The sequence below is a fragment of the Pradoshia sp. Z5_111 genome (assembly GCF_058267535.1).
Genome location: NZ_JBZCPQ010000011.1, coordinates 62,229 through 80,132 on the forward strand (window position 1 = coordinate 62,229; position 17,904 = coordinate 80,132).

The 17,904-nt window shown below is 36.9% G+C and carries 14 protein-coding genes, 6 tRNA genes and 1 pseudogene; 5 read left to right on the forward strand and 16 right to left on the reverse strand.

Annotation, left to right across the window (positions count from 1 at the left end):
• The first annotated feature begins 150 nt into the window (after positions 1 to 150).
• The 4 genes from AC4D4A_RS17005 to AC4D4A_RS17020 all read left to right on the forward strand — a co-directional run bounded on the left by AC4D4A_RS17005 (position 151) and on the right by AC4D4A_RS17020 (position 4,596).
• Entirely contained in the window at positions 151 to 1,218 is a 1,068-nt protein-coding gene (locus AC4D4A_RS17005) for an ABC transporter permease (protein WP_490996965.1), read from the forward strand.
• 4 nt (positions 1,219 to 1,222) lie between these two features.
• Positions 1,223 to 1,900, forward strand: a complete 678-nt coding sequence (locus AC4D4A_RS17010) for an ABC transporter ATP-binding protein (protein ID WP_490996966.1) — start codon at positions 1,223 to 1,225, stop codon at positions 1,898 to 1,900.
• 211 nt (positions 1,901 to 2,111) lie between these two features.
• Positions 2,112 to 3,590 (forward strand): amino acid permease, encoded by a 1,479-nt coding sequence (locus AC4D4A_RS17015; protein WP_490996967.1) that lies wholly within the window; start codon positions 2,112 to 2,114, stop codon positions 3,588 to 3,590.
• A gap of 319 nt (positions 3,591 to 3,909) precedes the next feature.
• Positions 3,910 to 4,596: a YoaK family protein gene (locus AC4D4A_RS17020; RefSeq protein WP_490996968.1), complete on the forward strand. Its 687-nt coding sequence runs from the start codon at positions 3,910 to 3,912 to the stop codon at positions 4,594 to 4,596.
• A gap of 134 nt (positions 4,597 to 4,730) precedes the next feature.
• Here AC4D4A_RS17020 and AC4D4A_RS17025 read toward each other — a convergent pair whose 3' ends face one another.
• From AC4D4A_RS17025 to AC4D4A_RS17060, 8 genes and pseudogenes are all read right to left on the reverse strand, one after another.
• A complete protein-coding gene (locus AC4D4A_RS17025) occupies positions 4,731 to 5,246 on the reverse strand; it encodes a gamma-glutamylcyclotransferase family protein (RefSeq protein WP_490996969.1) in 516 nt (171 codons plus the stop codon).
• A complete protein-coding gene (pcp, locus tag AC4D4A_RS17030) occupies positions 5,246 to 5,887 on the reverse strand; it encodes a pyroglutamyl-peptidase I (RefSeq protein WP_490996970.1) in 642 nt (213 codons plus the stop codon). The genes AC4D4A_RS17025 and pcp overlap by 1 nt, the downstream gene beginning before the upstream one ends.
• A gap of 30 nt (positions 5,888 to 5,917) precedes the next feature.
• Positions 5,918 to 6,847, reverse strand: coding sequence for a DUF979 domain-containing protein (locus tag AC4D4A_RS17035; RefSeq protein ID WP_490996971.1), 930 nt, complete (start codon positions 6,845 to 6,847; stop codon positions 5,918 to 5,920).
• Positions 6,847 to 7,539, reverse strand: coding sequence for a DUF969 domain-containing protein (locus AC4D4A_RS17040; protein ID WP_490996972.1), 693 nt, complete (start codon positions 7,537 to 7,539; stop codon positions 6,847 to 6,849). The genes AC4D4A_RS17035 and AC4D4A_RS17040 overlap by 1 nt, the downstream gene beginning before the upstream one ends.
• Before the next feature lie 300 nt (positions 7,540 to 7,839).
• On the reverse strand, positions 7,840 to 9,462 hold the full coding sequence (gene aspD, locus AC4D4A_RS17045) for an aspartate 4-decarboxylase (protein WP_490996973.1): 1,623 nt from the start codon (positions 9,460 to 9,462) through the stop codon (positions 7,840 to 7,842).
• Between the two features lie 327 nt (positions 9,463 to 9,789).
• Positions 9,790 to 11,289, reverse strand: a complete 1,500-nt coding sequence (gene xylB / locus AC4D4A_RS17050) for a xylulokinase (protein WP_490996974.1) — start codon at positions 11,287 to 11,289, stop codon at positions 9,790 to 9,792.
• A gap of 66 nt (positions 11,290 to 11,355) precedes the next feature.
• A complete protein-coding gene (xylA, locus tag AC4D4A_RS17055; RefSeq protein ID WP_490996975.1) occupies positions 11,356 to 12,687 on the reverse strand; it encodes a xylose isomerase in 1,332 nt (443 codons plus the stop codon).
• A 314-nt stretch (positions 12,688 to 13,001) separates the two neighbouring features.
• A pseudogene (locus AC4D4A_RS17060) lies at positions 13,002 to 13,453 on the reverse strand (alpha-L-arabinofuranosidase C-terminal domain-containing protein); the annotation flags it as partial.
• A gap of 144 nt (positions 13,454 to 13,597) precedes the next feature.
• On the opposite strand from AC4D4A_RS17060, the gene AC4D4A_RS17065 reads away from it, so the two are divergent.
• Positions 13,598 to 14,101 (forward strand): hypothetical protein, encoded by a 504-nt coding sequence (locus AC4D4A_RS17065; RefSeq protein WP_490996976.1) that lies wholly within the window; start codon positions 13,598 to 13,600, stop codon positions 14,099 to 14,101.
• 323 nt (positions 14,102 to 14,424) lie between these two features.
• Here the strand turns inward: AC4D4A_RS17065 and codA are convergent, their stop codons facing one another.
• The 8 genes from codA to AC4D4A_RS17105 form a co-directional block, all read right to left on the reverse strand.
• The gene (gene codA, locus AC4D4A_RS17070; RefSeq protein WP_490996977.1) at positions 14,425 to 15,690 is read right to left on the reverse strand and encodes a cytosine deaminase; all 1,266 of its coding nucleotides are present in this window, start codon (positions 15,688 to 15,690) and stop codon (positions 14,425 to 14,427) included.
• Complete coding sequence (codB, locus tag AC4D4A_RS17075) at positions 15,674 to 16,948, reverse strand: cytosine permease (RefSeq protein ID WP_490996978.1); 1,275 nt, start codon at positions 16,946 to 16,948, stop codon at positions 15,674 to 15,676. Before codB ends, codA begins: the two co-directional genes overlap by 17 nt.
• A 415-nt stretch (positions 16,949 to 17,363) precedes the next feature.
• Positions 17,364 to 17,445: transfer RNA gene (locus AC4D4A_RS17080), tRNA-Leu, on the reverse strand.
• A 7-nt stretch (positions 17,446 to 17,452) separates the two neighbouring features.
• Positions 17,453 to 17,526, reverse strand: a tRNA-Cys gene (locus tag AC4D4A_RS17085).
• 11 nt (positions 17,527 to 17,537) lie between these two features.
• A tRNA-Gly gene (locus AC4D4A_RS17090) sits at positions 17,538 to 17,612 on the reverse strand.
• A gap of 7 nt (positions 17,613 to 17,619) precedes the next feature.
• Positions 17,620 to 17,694: transfer RNA gene (locus AC4D4A_RS17095), tRNA-Gln, on the reverse strand.
• A 51-nt stretch (positions 17,695 to 17,745) separates the two neighbouring features.
• Positions 17,746 to 17,821, reverse strand: a tRNA-His gene (locus tag AC4D4A_RS17100).
• Positions 17,822 to 17,830: 9 nt separating this feature from the next.
• Positions 17,831 to 17,904 (reverse strand) — tRNA-Trp (locus AC4D4A_RS17105).

Sequence of the window (17,904 nt, forward strand, 5' to 3'; positions counted from 1 at the left end):
TTACTCCATGCCCCAATTCCTGTTGGGGCATTTTTCTTTTAATAATTAAAGTTACCTACAATTCAATTATTTGCTATTATTATATTTTTCCTATACATTATCTATATATTAATTATATTTTAAATACAAATAACGTGAGGATGGGGATACATGTTTTTAGCCTGGAATGAAATAAAGAATAATAAGCTTCGCTTTTTATTGATTGTCGGTGTTTTAACACTCGTTTCCTACCTAGTATTCTTTTTATCCGGGTTAGCTAATGGGCTTGAAAACCTAAATAAAGAAGCTGTTGATAAATGGGAGGCAGATGGAGTCATTTTGACGGATGAATCAGATATAAATCTCCCACAATCAACTATGGCAATTGGCGATTTTGAGGGGGACGGTACAGATGAATACGCTATTTTGTCTCAATTAAACTCCATCGCAAAAACTGATGATATAAAAGCAAATGTCTCTCTTTTCGGTATCAATGAAGATGAATTTATTATGCCTGATGTAAGTGAAGGCAAGGCTTTTAGTAAAACGGGCGAAGTGATAGCCGATGATTCTCTCAAAGATGAAGGGTTTAAAATTGACGATGAATTGAGCCTTTCTTCTACTGACACCACTCTTACGATTACCGGATTCACTGAGGATGCAAAATTTAATGCTGCTCCAGTTTTGTATGGATCACTTGAAACAATACAGGAAGTTCGTTTTGGTGAAGCAGCAGAACAAAAAGATGATCAAATTAATGGTTTTGTCATTCGTACGGATAACTTAGAAAGCGTTGCTGTCGACGATTCACTTAGTGTTGTTTCAACACAAACATTCATTGAAAATATGCCCGGATATTCCGAACAAAACTTGACATTAACCTTTATGATCTATTTTCTATTTATCATATCTGCCGTCATCCTGGCGATATTCCTTTATGTATTAACGATTCAAAAAATCAGTATTTTTGGAGTTATGAAGGCTCAGGGAATTTCCAACAGCTATTTGTCAATATCAGTGATTGCCCAAACATTTATCCTATCTTTAGCAGGAGTTATTGTTGGGTTCATCCTGACTATTATAACCGGATATTTCCTACCAGCAGCCGTTCCTGTTGCCTTTAACTATATCGATATGCTGATATACGCTGCTGTCCTGGTTATTGTATCTATACTTGGAGCGCTATTCTCTGTACAGACTATTGTCAAAATCGATCCTTTAGACGCGATAGGAGGTTAACATAATGGCATTACTTGAATTAAAAGAGGTCAACAAAGTTTTCATGTCCGGCCGTACAGAAATCGAAGCATTAAAAACTACTAACTTTTCGGCAGATTCAGGGGAATTAATTGCCGTTATCGGTCCTTCCGGTTCTGGAAAAAGTACTTTTCTAACGATTGCGGGCGGTCTTCAAGCACCCAGCAACGGTGAAGTGATTGTAAATGACAAAAATCTGACTAACCTAAAGGAAAAAGAGCGAGCATCCATTCGTTTAAAAGAAATAGGCTTTGTTTTGCAAGCCTCTAACCTTGTACCCTTTCTTACAGTTGATCAGCAAATGCAGTTACTGGATAAAGTGAAGAAGGATAATATGGACAATACTCAAATTCAAAGCCTTTACAGAGCACTTGGTATTGAAGATTTGCTTACCAGTTTCCCAGCAGATTTATCGGGTGGTGAGCGCCAACGTGTGGCGTTAGCAAAAGCATTATATACAGATCCCAGTATCATTCTTGCTGATGAACCAACCGCCTCCCTTGATTCAGACCGGGCCTTTGAGGTAATGGAAATGTTGAAAAATGCAACTACCAATCATGGTAAAACAACCATTGTAGTTACACATGATACAAGACTGATAGATTATTGTGATAAAGTTTATAAAATTATTGATGGAACACTAAACCTCGAATCTTGCAAATAAATAATCATTCTTTTGGTATAGAAAAGAGCCTCTCTATGTAAAAAAAAGAGAGGCTCTTTTCTCATTGCCTACGCTACTCAAATTATTCTCAAATCATAAATTACTGTTTTTTCTAAAAAATCTGATTGTTAACAAAAATGTTTAAGCTTGCTTGCTAAATTGGTATATAAGACTACTTATCAATAAATGACAGAAGAAAAGAGGCATAATAATGGAACCTGCCATTAAAGAAACATCACCTATATATAAACGTAAAAAGAAAAGAAAATTAAAAAGAGATTTAAAAACCAGGCATTTAACAATGATTTCTCTCGGCGGAACGATCGGTACAGGTTTATTCCTGGCTAGTGGAAATACAGTTCATGCTGCCGGTCCTGGCGGTGCCCTTGTCGCCTTCGCAATTGTTGGTATAATGGTTTATTTTTTAATGACAAGTCTGGGAGAGATGGCCGCACATATGCCCGTTGCGGGATCATTCAGTATCTATGGTGAAAAGTTCGTTGATCCTGCCTTTGGCTTCGCACTTGGCTGGAATTACTGGTATAGTTGGGCTGTCACAATTGCAGCAGAGCTATCAGCGATTGTGTTAATAATGAAGTTTTGGTTTCCTGATAGCCCTTCAGCATTATGGAGCGGATTATTTCTTCTCATTATTTTTCTACTAAACGCTCTCTCTGTTAAAAGCTTCGGAGAGTCAGAATATTGGTTCTCATTAATAAAAGTAATTGCCATTATTGTTTTTATCGGAACAGGTCTCTTGATGATATTTGGAATTATGGGCGGAGAAGCCATTGGATTCAAGAATTTCACAGTTGATGATGCACCTTTTAATGGAGGAATAATGGCTATATTAGGAGTCTTTATGGTTGTTGGTTTTTCATTTCAAGGGACAGAGCTAATTGGAATTACGGCCGGAGAAAGTAAGGATCCAGCAAAAACCATCCCTAAAGCCGTAAATTCAGTTTTTTGGAGAATTTTAATTTTCTTTATTCTCTCTATCTTAATCATCGGTTTGGTTATTCCCTATACAACTCCAGACCTTGCTGCTACCGACAGTGTCGTAAAAAGCCCTTTCACTCTTCTATTTGAGCGCGCTGGTATTGCCTTTGCCGCATCAGTTATGAACGCAATTATCCTGACTGCCATTCTTTCAGCAGGTAATTCAGGAATGTATGCAGCAGCCCGAATGCTATGGAACTTAGCAGAAAGAGGACATGCTCCAAAATTCCTAGGAAAATTGAGCAAAAAAGGTGTACCGGTCAATGCCTTAATTGCTACTGGCCTGGTTGGCTGTCTGGCATTTTTAAGTTCATTTTTTGGAGACGGTGTGGTTTATGTCTGGCTCATTAATGCAGCCGGTTTATCTGGGTTTATTGCCTGGCTTGGTATAGCCATTAGTCACTATCGTTTTCGCAGAGCATATGTGGCTCAAGGAAATGATGTAAATGATCTGCCTTATAGAGCAAGTTGGTTCCCGTTCGCTCCGCTAGCTGCTGCTACACTATGTATCCTGATTATACTTGGCCAGAATACAGATGCACTATTTGGCGGACCTATAGATTGGTACGGTATATTAGTATCCTATATTAGTCTTCCACTATTTCTAATTTTGTGGTTCGGATATAAATATATTAAGAAAACAAAAGTAGTTTCCCTAAAAGAAATGAATGTAAAAAAAATGAAGGCATAAAAAGAATGAAGAACCTCTAGTTACTAAAGGAGGTTCTTCATTCTTTTTTTTATAATGATAGGTTAACTCCCCTATTCCATCTCCTCTCTTCCTCGAGATAAACGGTCAATAGTACATGCTGAATCATTTACAATACTAGCAACAATTAGCTCCTCCACCATCTGTATTGAAAAAAGCTTATCCGCTTCCTCATGTATCTATTTTTCGGATTATGGCATTCAAGATTTTTGGAATAATCTTAGTAGATATGTGGAACCATTTTATAAAGCCACCTTCGCTTCCTTTAGGCTAAAAATGGGCTGGTAGTAAGGAGATAGATATGGAACACAGAATAAGAAAATTTCTTTCATTATCAGCTAATTCTTTAATCATGGGAATGATTTTGGCCTTAGTAGGTGGATTTTTAGATGCTTATACATACGTTACAAGAGATGGAGTTTTTGCGACTGCACAAACAGGAAATACCGTTTTATTTGCGGTGAGAGCAGCTAGCACAAAATACGGTGCAGCCATTCAGAATGTGCCGCCTTTTTTAGCTTTTATTGCCGGCGTTTTAACAGCCGAATACATCAAAGACAAACACGATATGCATAGACGAGCTGTTTTAATACTGGAGTGTATCATTTTATTTATCGTCGGTTGCTTACCAGGAAGCGTACCGAATATGATTGTCACTATGAGCATTGCCTTCGTATCCTCACTACAAATCGCTACCTTTAACAAATTGGAAAATTGGAGCTACAATTCAACCATCACAACTGGAAATCTGCGAACTGCCTCTTCAGCTTTTTACGGTGCCTTTATAGATCATGATTCAGAATCAAAGAGAAAATTTAAAGGGTTTTCCGCCATTATACTCTGCTTTATTTTGGGCGCATTACTCGGGACCTATTCCAGTATTCATATGGGGAACATAGCCATCTGGATAGCAGCCGGCATTATCCTGCTCACCGTTATTTTATATCATAGAAATAAAGGATCCATGAAGGAGGGTGACACCTCCTGACCTGTAAACTCGGGTTAAATATATTCAATCACCAATAACCATGAGACAGCCGTTAAGTACCAAATCCTAAAAATCACAAAAAGAAAACAGCTGCTTTTACACAGCTGTTTAATACGTGGATTTCTTTAGAAAACTCAGCTATAAACATAGCTTTTCTGCGTTTCTTCTTTAGTCATCCCAATTAAAATATTCTTAATTGGAGAAAGCTCTTTTTGTAAATTTCCGCTTATCATGTACTCTTTCCAATCGCCATGCGGAATATAAATGGCACTACTATCAAAAATTGAATCTTTGTCTTTGTTATAGAAATAAACAAAACATTTTTCTTTTTGATGGGTTTGAAGATTTTCTACTTCCAGCATAATTTTATGGTATTCATTTTCGGGATTATTTTCACTAATGTATCCCTCCATCTCATCCATTGCCTTCATTGTATCCTCGTAACAATCTTCTTTTAGAACCATTATTTCACCCCATACTACATCTTCACCAAATGTAATAGCAGGATAACCTTTATACGGCATATGATATAATTTCATATTTTCTAATTTGGCTTCTTTTTTCTCAATGACCTTATTAGCTAAATACTTATTATAATTGAAGAACCCTTCCCGTAAACTTCCATAAACAAAAAGATTGATCTGACTCATTAACAAATCTCTCCGCCGATTGCTTTTATATCTTCGTCATAGATAACGCAAGCTTCAATAGCCAGTTCCAAGCCTTTTACAATATCATTTAACGACATAAACGGAGTATTTTTCTTGTCCATCACTTGAGAAGTCATATAAGGGATATGAATAAATCCACCTTTTATATTCGGATACTTCTTATCAATCATGTAAAGAATTCCGTACATTACATGGTTACATACAAATGTTCCGGCTGTATTTGATAACGTTGCTGGAATGCCATGTTCACTCATATGTTTAACCATAGCTTTGACAGGTAAGTTTGAGAAATAAGCAGGTTGACCATCCGGTTGGATAACTGCATCGATTGGTTGATTACCTTCGTTATCTATAATTCTATAATCATCGAGATTAATAGCTACTCTTTCAGGAGTTATATCAAATCTGCCTCCTGCCTGACCTACAGATATGACAATATCCGGGTTGTGCTGTTCTATTGCATTCTCTATTGCTTTAACAGATTTATTTTGAACTGTCGGTATAATGACCTTAATAACCTCTGCTCCTGCGATTTTGTTGTTTACCATTTTAACAGCTTCTTCAGCTGGGTTTACTGGCTCTCCTCCGAATGCATCAAATCCAGTTATTAATACTTTCATAATTTATTCTCCTATTGTAAGTTTTTTATCTTAAAATCCCCAAATATACATCATAAATATATGAACAACTAATAATGTTAAAGCGATTGGAGCTTGTGCCTTTATGACGAAATTCTTATCTTTTAGTTCAAGCAATGCAGCTGGTAACATATTGAAGTTCGCAGCCATTGGTGTAATTAATGTACCACAGTATCCGGCTGTTAATGCCAGAGTTCCACAGATAAGAGGGTCTCCTCCTATAGCAAATACGAACGGTACACCAATTCCAGCCGTTATTACAGCAAATGCGGCAAATGCATTACCCATGATAGCTGTAAATAAAGCCATACCTACACAATAAGTTGCTACACCAACCAATGCATTACCTGTTGGGATTACATTCGAAATAATAGATGCAATCTTATCGCCTACACCCGCTGTCGTAAATAATACGCCTAATGAAGCTAATAATTGAGGCAGAATCGCAAATGCTCCAATTGATTGATACATTCTATTTGTATCCTCTAATAGCTCTTTAGAATTCGCTTTGGTTAATATAAACGTTAATGCTAAAGCAATTGTGGACGCTATGCCAATCGCTACCGTTCCAGGGAAACTTGTAAATTGAGCCACAAGCATGGCTATAACTGCGATAGACAGTGATGGGATGAATATTTTCAAACCTAATTTTTCTGCTTTTAAGTTTGCGAATGTCTCATCTAATTGTTTTAACGTTCCAATATTTATCTGCTTAGTTGCCGATAAAACAGCGATAACAACTACTAAAATACCTACTATTGTACTTGGAATATAGTTTCCCATTATGAAAATAACAGCTAATATTCCCCAAAACATGGCTGTACCGATTCTTGTTTTGTGGTTTTTATCCTTTAAGGTAAACACCATGGTAACTCCCATGAATAAACCGATTATAATATAAAAGAGTTCTAATAAAAGATTAGAGATTTGTGTTATATCCATTATTGTTCACCTCGTCCTTCTCCATTTTTACTAGAATATTTTTGCTTCATTTTTCTATCGAATAATAAATTTTGAGCAGTCCAGAATATAAATGCAATAACGGCAACTGGTACTGAAACTTTCGCTACTTCAAGTGTATCTACCTGCATGCCTAGCCCTTCCAGTGTAGATGCAATTAAAAGTACACCTGAATTTGCGATGAATACATTTTGCGCAAAAAAATTACCGATATTATCAGATGCTGCTGAGTATGATTTTATTTTTTCAATATCTTTTTCGTCGACCTTATCTCCGTATTTAGCAACGGCTGCACCTTCTGCCATTGGGCTTACTAAAGGTCTAACAAATTGTGGGTGTCCACCAAGTGTTACGCCCATACCAATCGTTACTTCTCTTATAAACGTATAACCACTCAGTAATTTTCCTACTGATAAACTGCTTGCTTTTTTAATAAGCATAACTGCCTTTGCTTTTAACCCGTATCTTTCACTCAAACCTATAACAGGAATGGTAATCAAAAATAAACAAGTTACTCTGTTTGATACAAATGCTTCTCCAAGTGTATTGAGTATTTCTACGATATTCATGTTTGCCACAAGTCCAGTCGAAATACCTGCTACAACTACTACTGCAATGGTATCTAACTTTAGTGCAAATCCTATTATTATAATCAAGATCCCTAATAGTTCCATTACTACTCTCCTATTCTAACATTTTAGTTATTCTACAATAATTTATAATTATATAGTCATCTTTTTACATTGTAAATAACACTACCACTATACTTCAACATTTTAATCTGGTAAAGGAGTAAAATATGGTTATTATCAATAATAGATAGTAGAAATGAAGTGACAAAATAATAAATAGCTTAAAAAGCCTTGCTACATAAATTTCGTAGCAAAGCTTTGATTATTATTATACAGGAATAATAACTTGAAAAATAAATCTCCGTAGTAATAGTAAAATCTCTGAAATTTAGACGCATTAATTTAAATATTACCCATGTTCTCTTTCCATTCCATCACATACTTTTCCAGTACATTTTTTAACTCTTGGCCAATATGCAAGTAGTCTTCATCATTTAGATTGGCTAGAGATACACGAATGGACCATACCGGTGCTGAAAATCCTTCACCGCTTAATAATACAATCGATGAGTTTTCTGCTAGGCGGTATAAAATATCAACCGGGTTATAATTCTTTTTCAGGTAATCGGTAAACCCTTTATCAAAATGATGATTACACCAGATTTCCAAATCGATTTCTGTATAATAGTCAGCATCGTTAGGCAAATGTTTCTTAGGTAAACCAAGGCCTTTATATAATAAAGTCATCCTCCGATGTAAAATGTCCATTGTTTTTTGTTTGTATTCATTATTAGTATCGAGCATGGCAAAAATCGAAAATAAAGCCATTTGTACTTGCTGCGGTGTCGATAATCCAGCTGTGTGATTCATCGCAACGGCTCTGCTATCTGCAACTATCCGATCGATAAACGTAAGACTTTCTGGATTCCGTGTAAGTGAAGCGTATCTTTTATGAAGAACCTTCTTCACTTCTTCTGGTAAATCATCGATTAATTTATTAAAGATATTCGATTGATTTATGGCAATCGTGCCCAATCGCCAGCCTGTCACACCAAAATATTTAGAAAATGAATAAACCCCGATGGTATTGAATGGTAAATCCACCATTAAGGAGCGGAACCCTTCAACAAAAGTCCCATATACATCATCTGAAATTATCATAAGATTTGGATTATCTTGTTTCACAATTTGTATAATTTTTTCTGTGGATTTCTTTTCTAAAGAAACTGAAGGCGGATTGCTCGGATTTACTAAAAAAAGTGCTTTAATGTCCGTATCTTTTAATTTTTCTATTTCTTCATCAGGGTATTGCCATGTATGCTGTCCTTCATTGTTTATTCCGGTTGCTTCAATTTTCACAAGTTCGTAATCATTGTTAGGAAGCTCTGGAATCTCTATATAAGGCGGAAAAATTGGAACCATCACCGCAATCTTAGACCCTTTAGGCAGTAAGTAATTTTTAAATAATGTATCAAATATATAACACATCGCTGCTGTTGCTCCTTCAACAGCAAATAAATCAAACGGACCAGCCGACGAATCCCCATTGCACAGCTCTTTAATTAAAAAGTCATGTACAATTTGTTCAGTTCTAACAAGCATTCGATCCGGAATCGGATAATTATCCCCAATAATTCCATCTACCAATTCATAGACCCATATATCTGGCTCAAACTGTTTAATTTTGATACCGTATTCAATAATCTCTTTCAGCAATTGAATTCCTGGAACTTGCTGATTGCCCTCAACATATTTATTAAAACGTTCTGCAATTCCTATCCGACTCGGCATGCCGGCTAAATTGCCATCATCCCATACGTGCCTCGATTCTGTAACAGCAAATTGACCTAGTGCAAAAAACGCCTCTCGAGGTGTTGCTGCAATCCAATTAGGATTTCCCCGTCCCGCATCCAGCATTGTTCTAGTAATTCTCATTTTTCCTTTTGCAAGATCAATGAGTTTGTCTTTTAGCTCAAACGGACTTATTTTCTCTAATTGATGACTTTCTTTTTTTAGTTCATCCATCAAAATCCTCCTAACAAACTGCTAAATCTATAAGGAGAGTATTCCACAAGTAAACATGGAATATAATCGAACGCATTTATTTCTCTCGATAAAAGAACATTTTAATGGTGTATGGGGTATTTTGGATATTATCTAATTAGTTTATTTACTTCCTTCTAAATCATAATGAAGACATATGTATTTATGTATATTTTCTCCCATAAAAAATAAATCGGATTTATTAGTCCGATTTATTTTACGAATAATTTACTTTGTACTAGCAGTTAAGTACAGGATTACAACATCTATACGAGGCACAAAAAAACCAAATAATACCAATCACATCAATTATTTTCTATATTCTTCAAGCTGCTCATTAAGCCCCTTCGTTTGAGTATATACCTGTTGATATATCTTAAATAATCGTTTGTACGTCTCAACATTTTCTTTAATCGGTTCATAGTATTTTGCCACTTGAATAAAATGATTGGCACATTCGTTTAAAGAAGCAAACCAACCGCACCCATATGCTGCAAGCATCGCCGCTCCCATTCCTGGACCTTGCTCGCTTGTCAGTCTTTCAATTTTCGTGTTGAAAATATCCGCTTGCATCTGGAGCCATGTGTCATTTTTGGCACCGCCGCCAATAGAGATTATTGAATTGATCGTCTTCCCATTTTCCCTGAAAATTTCAATTGATTCGTTTAGAGAGAACGTAATCCCTTCAAGAACCGCACGGGCAAAATAGTTTCGATCATGAGATGCATCAACACCAATAAAGCTGCCGCGAATAGTGGAATCTGCGTGTGGTGTTCTTTCACCGACAATATATGGCGTAAATAATAGACCATTGCTGCCTGCAGGTACTTCCTCCACTCCAGCCAAAAATTGATCGAAATCTTCTTGCTTCGCGAACGTTTCCTTAAACCAGCTTAAGCTATAGCCAGCCGCAAGAGTCACACCCATTGTATAGTAAGCATTTTCTTCACCATGGTTAAAATAGTGAACTTTCCCATTAAAATCGAGGTCACTTCTTTCTTCATAAGAAAGTACGACACCAGAGGTACCGATGCTTGCTAACGTTTTCCCTGGTGTTAAAATTCCGGAACCAATCGCACCGCACGCATTATCAGCTCCACCTGCAAACACTTTTACTGCTTCAGTCAATCCTGTTTTTTGGGCAAATTCAGCTGTTACTGTACCTACAAAATCATGTGATTCCACTAATGGCGGGCAAAAATCAGAGGATAGACCAAATGCCGCCAATACTTCCTGACTCCATTCCCGTTCCGCCACATTCAGTAATAGCGTTCCTGCAGCATCAGAGTAGTCCATATGGATGTTTCCAGTTAGACGGTAGCGTAAATAATCCTTTGGCAGCACAAACAATCTGGCACGTTTGAAAATGTCTGATTCATTTTCTTTTACCCAGAGAATTTTAGGCAAGGTAAAGCCCTCTAATGCAGGATTTTTTGTTACTTCTAATAAACGTTTACTTCCCATAACATCGTATATTTCCTGACATTGCCTTGTCGTTCTCGTGTCATTCCATAGAATTGCATTTCTTAAGACTTGATTATCTTCATCTAATAGAACCAAACCATGCATTTGACCAGAGAAACTGATCCCCTCAATATCATTTACATCTCCATCAAACTGTTGAATTAATTCTGCTATTCCAGCTGTCGTTTTTTCAACCCATTCTTCCGGGTCTTGTTCACTGTAACTGGATTTTCCAATAATAAGCGGATAAGATTTTGCTACTTCGAGACATACATCTCCTTGCTGATTCACCAGTAAGATTTTCACTGCACTTGTTCCGAGGTCTACACCAATAACATATTTCATCCTTATCATCCTTTTCTAAAAAAAGTGCTGGAGGAAAGGCTTCCAGCACTTTGTAAGATTAATAGATTATACGTGTACGCTTGATAGTGTTTCTAATAAATATTGGTTGATGATGGCCTTCAGGCGCTCTGTTCTTCCAGATGTGTTCTTAATCTCAGTTAATTGGAGAGCATACTTTTCTAATTCACGGAAGTTGGTTCTGCCCTCAACGATTTCTAAGCCAACGCCACTTTGATAGCTGCTATAGCGTTCCTCAACAAAGCTATCTAAAGCTTTATCTTCAATAAGCTTGTTTGCTACCTTTAATCCAATAGCAAATGCATCCATACCAGCGATGTGGGAATGAAAAAGATCCTCTGCTTCAAATGAACCTCGTCGAACCTTTGCATCGAAGTTTAAGCCACCTTTGCCTAAACCTCCATTTTTCAATATTTCGTACATTGCTAATGTATTAGAATAAAGATCGGTCGGGAATTCATCTGTATCCCATCCAAGGAGTGTATCCCCCTGGTTTGCATCCACTGATCCAAGCATTCCATTGATGCGAGCTGTTCTTAATTCATGCTCAAATGTATGGCCAGCAAGAGTTGCATGGTTAGCTTCAATATTGAACTTGAAATAATCTGTTAAATCATATTTTTGCAAGAAAGCTATACTAGTCGCCACATCAAAATCATATTGGTGTTTTGTAGGTTCTTTAGGTTTTGGCTCAATCAAGAAAGGAACATTCAAACCGATTTCTTTTGCATAGTCAACTGCCATATGGAAGAATCGAGCCAAGTTATCCTGCTCAAGCTTCATGTCCGTATTTAGGAGTGTTTCATAGCCTTCACGACCGCCCCAAAACACATAGTTTTCAGCTCCAAGTTCTTTCGCTACTTCTAAGCCTTTTTTTACTTTCGCAGCTGAATAGGCAAATACATCAGCATTCGGAGAAGTGGCAGCACCATGAACATAACGAGGATTTGTGAACATATTTGCTGTATTCCAAAGCAACTTTGTTTTACTTGTTTTCATGTATTCCTGAATCATTGCTACGATAATATCCTGATTTTCATTTGTTTCTTTTAATGTACTTCCTTCTGGAGCGATATCTACATCGTGGAAAGCAAAATAAGGAACATTTAATTTGTCAAAAAGTTCAAATGCCGCTTCCACACGGGCTTTTGCTAAATCTAAACCTTTGAGATTATTCCATGGGCGAATCGCCGTACCAACACCAAATGGATCTGTTCCATCTGCTGTGAACGTATGCCAATAGGTAACTGAGAATCGGAGGATATCCTCCATTGTTTTTCCATTTAATTTTTCTTCCGGATTATAGTACTTAAATGCAAAAGGATTTTTAGATGAAGCGCCTTCATATTGGATTTTATTAACGGTTTCGAAATAAGCCATTGTGGCATGCCTCCCAATTTTTTTAGGTTTCAGGTCGTTTATGTAAATGCTTACAAAATAGATGTCTCTAAATGCTTAATCTACAACCTGTATTAATTAGCATTATAGCACTCTATACTTTGTTTGTCTAATAGATAAACAAAGTATACGACAAAATCAGATATCCAATTGAGGAAATGTAGAAATAATTCTTTCTTCTATTGATCTTGTTTTAATTCCACACTCTCACTCAATACTTACTTGCTTGTGATAATCATATTTATAGATTACTATGGCATATTTTCTATATTAAAAAAATATGCCATACTCTATAATTATCTCTGTTTTGCTAAACGAATGACGTTCCATGACAGGTTTGGCAGAATGGTTATTACTTTACCTTCCTCACATTTTGCATTCCCGTTGGAATGTGGTTTTACTGACTCTTTGTGTGCTGAATTGGTTTGTTTAATATTTTCATTTCTAGAACAATATGCTCGATTACTTCATATTCATTAAAATTACGTATATCTACCTCTAGCTCCAAACCTTCTTCAAGATGACGATTAACCGCAAAAATAGTTAATGTATCTTCTTCTTCATTATAAACCGCTGTAGACTCTAAATATGGGACGTCCGTAAAATCTTTACTATCATATTTATCACTAGTAATAATCGGATTTAACGAAATACCCCGTCCATAAACGGAAGTATGCATATAAGGATAGAATATAGTTTGCTTCCAAGCAGGTCCGTTATTTTCTGTCATGATTGGAGCAATAACATTCTCGGGAGTATCTTTCATTTTGATAAAATAAAATTATAAATTGTCCGTAAGGAAGATATTAAAAACATAACTTTTAAGAATCAATCTCAATTAGAAGCAATGTCTAAAAGGAATGAAATTTCAAAGACAATTCGAGGAGCTACTATGTTCACTAAAGATAAGAAAAAATCCCTTATTAAACTTATTTCATTGCCAATTTTCTTGGTTGGATTTATCCTATATGCATTGGTTGGAGAAAGATACTTATATGCTAAAAATATTGCTCACGATCTTTACCACTATCCGTTACCTGCACATACTAAGGTCATAGATAAAAATTTTGATTATGGAGTCTTTTTCCCCGATGGACCTACGGGAAGTGGCGGATATCCCACTGTAGTTGCCTTTATAGAAATTGAAAGCGGACTTAGTAGAAAAGAGTTATATAATTACTATTATGAAAATACATTACCAGAAAATGATGAGGTTAAATTTGAAATATATTTTGAGGATGGTCAGAAAAAGATAGATGTTGATGGGAAAGTCTTTTATGAACGTAGTGGAGGCCCTGGTTCATTATCATCCGAGTTAACAAAAGGAGAAAAAACTAAGGCCATCATACAAATCAAAAAAGAATTCAGCCATCCCTCTCACTCAATAATTGGATAAGCTGAAGAATTTGTACATGGCTATTTTTATATTACATTAAGATTAACCTACCTGCCTCGAGGCGTTAAAATGTCAATAATAGCTTTTTCACAATCTGGAAGATGACACTAAGTTTCATATATAAATTTCTATTTTTTTTATACCTCCCGCTGTTTATTTTTTTTGAACTTTCTCTTATGATTCAGTGCCATTTATGTATCTTTTAATCGCTTTAATACGTTGTTCATCATATACGTTCACTCAAAAAAACACCCCTGAAAAGATAAATCCGTTTCTTCATTTTCAGGGGCAGTTCATTAACTGATGCTGGTCTTAACTTTTACTTACATAAAGGTAATGTTCTTTTGATCTTGCAGAAAAACATTCGTCTCACGAGGCCTTGTTTCAGCAATCACTTTACCGTTCCTAACAGAGTATAGAATCTCTGCTTGCAGGCGAAGAGCATGGTAACCATCTTCCGCATTCAGCACAACGAAGTTTGCTGGATTTCCTTCTGCAATACCGTAATTTTTAAGGTTCAATGCTTTAGCACTATTACCAGTCACAAAACGTAAACTGTTTGCAATATCACTATAGCCCATTAACTGTGAAGCATGTAAGCCCATATGCAATACTTGTAGCATATTCCCGTTTCCGATTGGATACCAAGGATCCATAATATCATCATGACCGAAGCAAACATTTAATCCATTTTGATCAAGCTCTTTTACGCGTGTTAAGCCACGGCGTTTTGGATATGTGTCAAAACGCCCCTGCAGATGAATATTGACTAATGGATTTGCTACGAAATTCAATTCGGCAAGTCTAAGTACACGCATTAATTTATATGCGTAAGCATCATTGTAAGAGCCCATTGCCGTCGTATGACTTGCTGTAACACGACCTTGGTAATCATTCATAATCGTTTCACGTGCTACAACTTCCACATGGCGAGACTGCTCATCATCAATTTCATCACAATGAATATCAATTGGCTTGTCATATTTCATGGCCAATTTAAAAATCTCGCGAACCGATTGAACACCGTCTTCACGCGTAAATTCAAAGTGAGGGATGCCCCCAACAATATCAGCACCCATTTTTAAAGCTTCCTCTACCAGTTCCAAGCCATTTCGATAAGAAATAAGTCCTTCCTGTGGGAAAGCAACAATTTGTAAATCAACAAAGTCTTTCATTTCTGCTTTAACTTCAAGCATAGCTTCTAATGCTACTAAAGAAGGATCCGTTGTATCAACATGTGTACGCACAGCACCTATTCCGTTAGCAATTTGCCAGCTAAGGGCTTTCTTTGCACGCTCTTTTACATCCTCTTTTGTTAAGGAAACTTTGCGTTCAGACCAACATTGAATACCTTCAAATAAAGTCCCACTTTCATTCCAACGTGGTTGGCCTGCCGTTAAGGTAGTATCCAGATGAATATGCGGCTCAATAAATGGTGCACAAACCATCTTTCCGCTTAGATCAAGTGTTTCACAGCTGTCAAAGTCATTTGTACCAGCTTTAACAATCTTTACAAACTTACCATTTTCTATTAGTAAATCCCAAAGACCTTCTCGTCCAGAGATCGCAGTATTAGCCCACTTTTTCATAATAGCATCCTGCCTCCTCTTCCCTTTCGGTAACAACTGTTGTTTTCGTTATTCTAACAGCAACTACATAAACAACTCCTGTGATAAATAATGTGTTTAGTGAAGCGATTCCCGGCAATGTTAATCCCGAGATGACACCAACGGCCCAGGCAATGATGGCTGGAATATGTACTTTTGCAATGTTTGCCTTCTCATACTGAATGTATTGTCTTTTTTGGATAAAGAAGAAATCCACAATAATAATTGATCCAATAGCCGGCAGAGTGGATCCTAAGAATGTTAGCCAGCTTGTGAAATTGTTATAAAGAACGATGGCAAATACCGTACCAATCGTACCGTTCATCATAACCATAAATACCTTTGGCTTCTTGAACATGGTTGCAAAACCAAGGCCGGACGCGTACAGTGAGTTATCGTTTGTTGTCCAGATGTTTAATCCAAGCACTAAAACAGCTGGTAATAGTAAGCCTTGTGAAATCATTACGTCTGAAATATCATTGTGACCTGTTGCTATTACACCAATCGCACCAAATAAGAACATTAATGTATTTCCTAAGAAAAAGGCAATGACTGTTGTTGTTACAGCATGTTTTCCTGATTTTGCATAGCGTGCAAAGTCGGGTGTTAAAGTACCACCACTAATGAATGAACCGATTGTAATCGTTAATGCTGCTGCTAATGTTAAGGAAGTTTCAGGTTTATAAGCAATGAGTGCTTCCATTCCTCCCATATCCGAAATGGCCATTCCTGCACTTGTTGATCCAAAAATCGCAATAGCCGGTACAGCGATAAAACTTAAGATTGTTAAAGCTTTCATACCGAAATAAGCAGTTACTGTCATTAAAATCCCTGTAATGATGACAATCGGTACTAGTGGAAGGCCAGTTAATTTAGAAACCGGATAGGCAAACATCCCTAGCCCTACACCAAACCATCCGACTTGTGTTGCTGATAACATGAATGAAGAGATATAGGCTCCTTTTTCACCAAAACTATATTGTGCCAGTAAGTGAGTCGATAATCCTGTTTTTGCTGCAATATAACTTAATGCACCGGTAAATGCTCCTAATATAAGGTTTCCTAATAAAATGACACCAATCAACTGCATAAATGTTAATCCTTCACCTAATGATCCACCAGCCCACATACTTGCTGAATAGAATGTGAAGCCAAGCATAACAACAAGCATTTTCAGAAAGCTGTTACGATTTGCTGTAGGTACTGATTGAAATGAAAAATCTTTGTCTTTTAATTGCATTTTGTTTCCTCCCAAGTTTTTAGTCTCTTGGTGAGCAAAAAAAAACCACTTGCCGCAAAGTGACAAGTGGAAGGTGTCAGAAATAACCGTATTATTCACACAATAATATATTATGTGTATAAATACGTTCTCCAAACAAAGTATCGCCCACCTTGTCAGCCTCTCTGGACTGCTCTTAAAGGTTCTCAATTTAAATTAAATCCATATTAACAGATTATCTTAGATAGTCCAATGGTAATTGATGGTTGGATTTGAAGGGAATGTATAAAGGTTCCTGTATAAAAATGCGTAAAGCGAATTTAAAACTATCTATTTCGATTTTGCTACTCTTATACCAAAAAAGGCTCCCAAATGTTTTAAATCAACATTTGAGAGCCTTTTTACTGATTAATCTTGGCAAAAATTAATCTGATGATACCGGTGGTCGGGGTCGAACCGACACTCCTTACGGAACACGATTTTGAGTCGTGCGCGTCTGCCAATTCCGCCACACCGGCAAGATCTTGGAGGCGGCAACCGGATTTGAACCGGTGATAAAGGTTTTGCAGACCTCTGCCTTACCACTTGGCTATGCCGCCAAATAATTTGTTGGAGCGGAAGACGGGGCTCGAACCCGCGACCCTCACCTTGGCAAGGTGATGTTCTACCACTGAACTACTTCCGCATTAAGTTGGCTGGGCTAGCAGGATTCGAACCTACGAATGACGGAGTCAAAGTCCGTTGCCTTACCACTTGGCTATAGCCCAACAATTAAATATATTAGTTAGTATAAGCTATTATTCGAGTTTAATGTAAAATGGGGCGACTGATGGGAATCGAACCCACGAATGTCGGAACCACAATCCGATGCGTTAACCACTTCGCCACAATCGCCATATTTATTGGCAGGGGCAGTAGGAATTGAACCCACACTGGAGGTTTTGGAGACCTCTGTTCTACCTTTAAACTATGCCCCT

Bases quoted from the DNA above. Each gene is read 5' to 3' on its own strand.
- AC4D4A_RS17010 (WP_490996966.1), top strand. From the start codon at position 1,223: ATGGCATTACTTGAATTAAAAGAGGTCAACAAAGTTTTCATGTCCGGC.
- xylA (WP_490996975.1), bottom strand. From the start codon at position 12,687: ATGGCTTATTTCGAAACCGTTAATAAAATCCAATATGAAGGCGCTTCA.
- codB (WP_490996978.1), bottom strand. From the start codon at position 16,948: ATGCAATTAAAAGACAAAGATTTTTCATTTCAATCAGTACCTACAGCA.
- AC4D4A_RS17040 (WP_490996972.1), bottom strand. From the start codon at position 7,539: ATGGAACTATTAGGGATCTTGATTATAATAATAGGATTTGCACTAAAG.
- xylB (WP_490996974.1), bottom strand. From the start codon at position 11,289: ATGAAATATGTTATTGGTGTAGACCTCGGAACAAGTGCAGTGAAAATC.
- AC4D4A_RS17015 (WP_490996967.1), top strand. From the start codon at position 2,112: ATGGAACCTGCCATTAAAGAAACATCACCTATATATAAACGTAAAAAG.
- AC4D4A_RS17025 (WP_490996969.1), bottom strand. From the start codon at position 5,246: ATGAGTCAGATCAATCTTTTTGTTTATGGAAGTTTACGGGAAGGGTTC.
- AC4D4A_RS17035 (WP_490996971.1), bottom strand. From the start codon at position 6,847: ATGGATATAACACAAATCTCTAATCTTTTATTAGAACTCTTTTATATT.
- aspD (WP_490996973.1), bottom strand. From the start codon at position 9,462: ATGGATGAACTAAAAAAAGAAAGTCATCAATTAGAGAAAATAAGTCCG.
- AC4D4A_RS17020 (WP_490996968.1), top strand. From the start codon at position 3,910: ATGGAACACAGAATAAGAAAATTTCTTTCATTATCAGCTAATTCTTTA.
- AC4D4A_RS17065 (WP_490996976.1), top strand. From the start codon at position 13,598: ATGTTCACTAAAGATAAGAAAAAATCCCTTATTAAACTTATTTCATTG.
- codA (WP_490996977.1), bottom strand. From the start codon at position 15,690: ATGAAAAAGTGGGCTAATACTGCGATCTCTGGACGAGAAGGTCTTTGG.
- pcp (WP_490996970.1), bottom strand. From the start codon at position 5,887: ATGAAAGTATTAATAACTGGATTTGATGCATTCGGAGGAGAGCCAGTA.
- AC4D4A_RS17005 (WP_490996965.1), top strand. From the start codon at position 151: ATGTTTTTAGCCTGGAATGAAATAAAGAATAATAAGCTTCGCTTTTTA.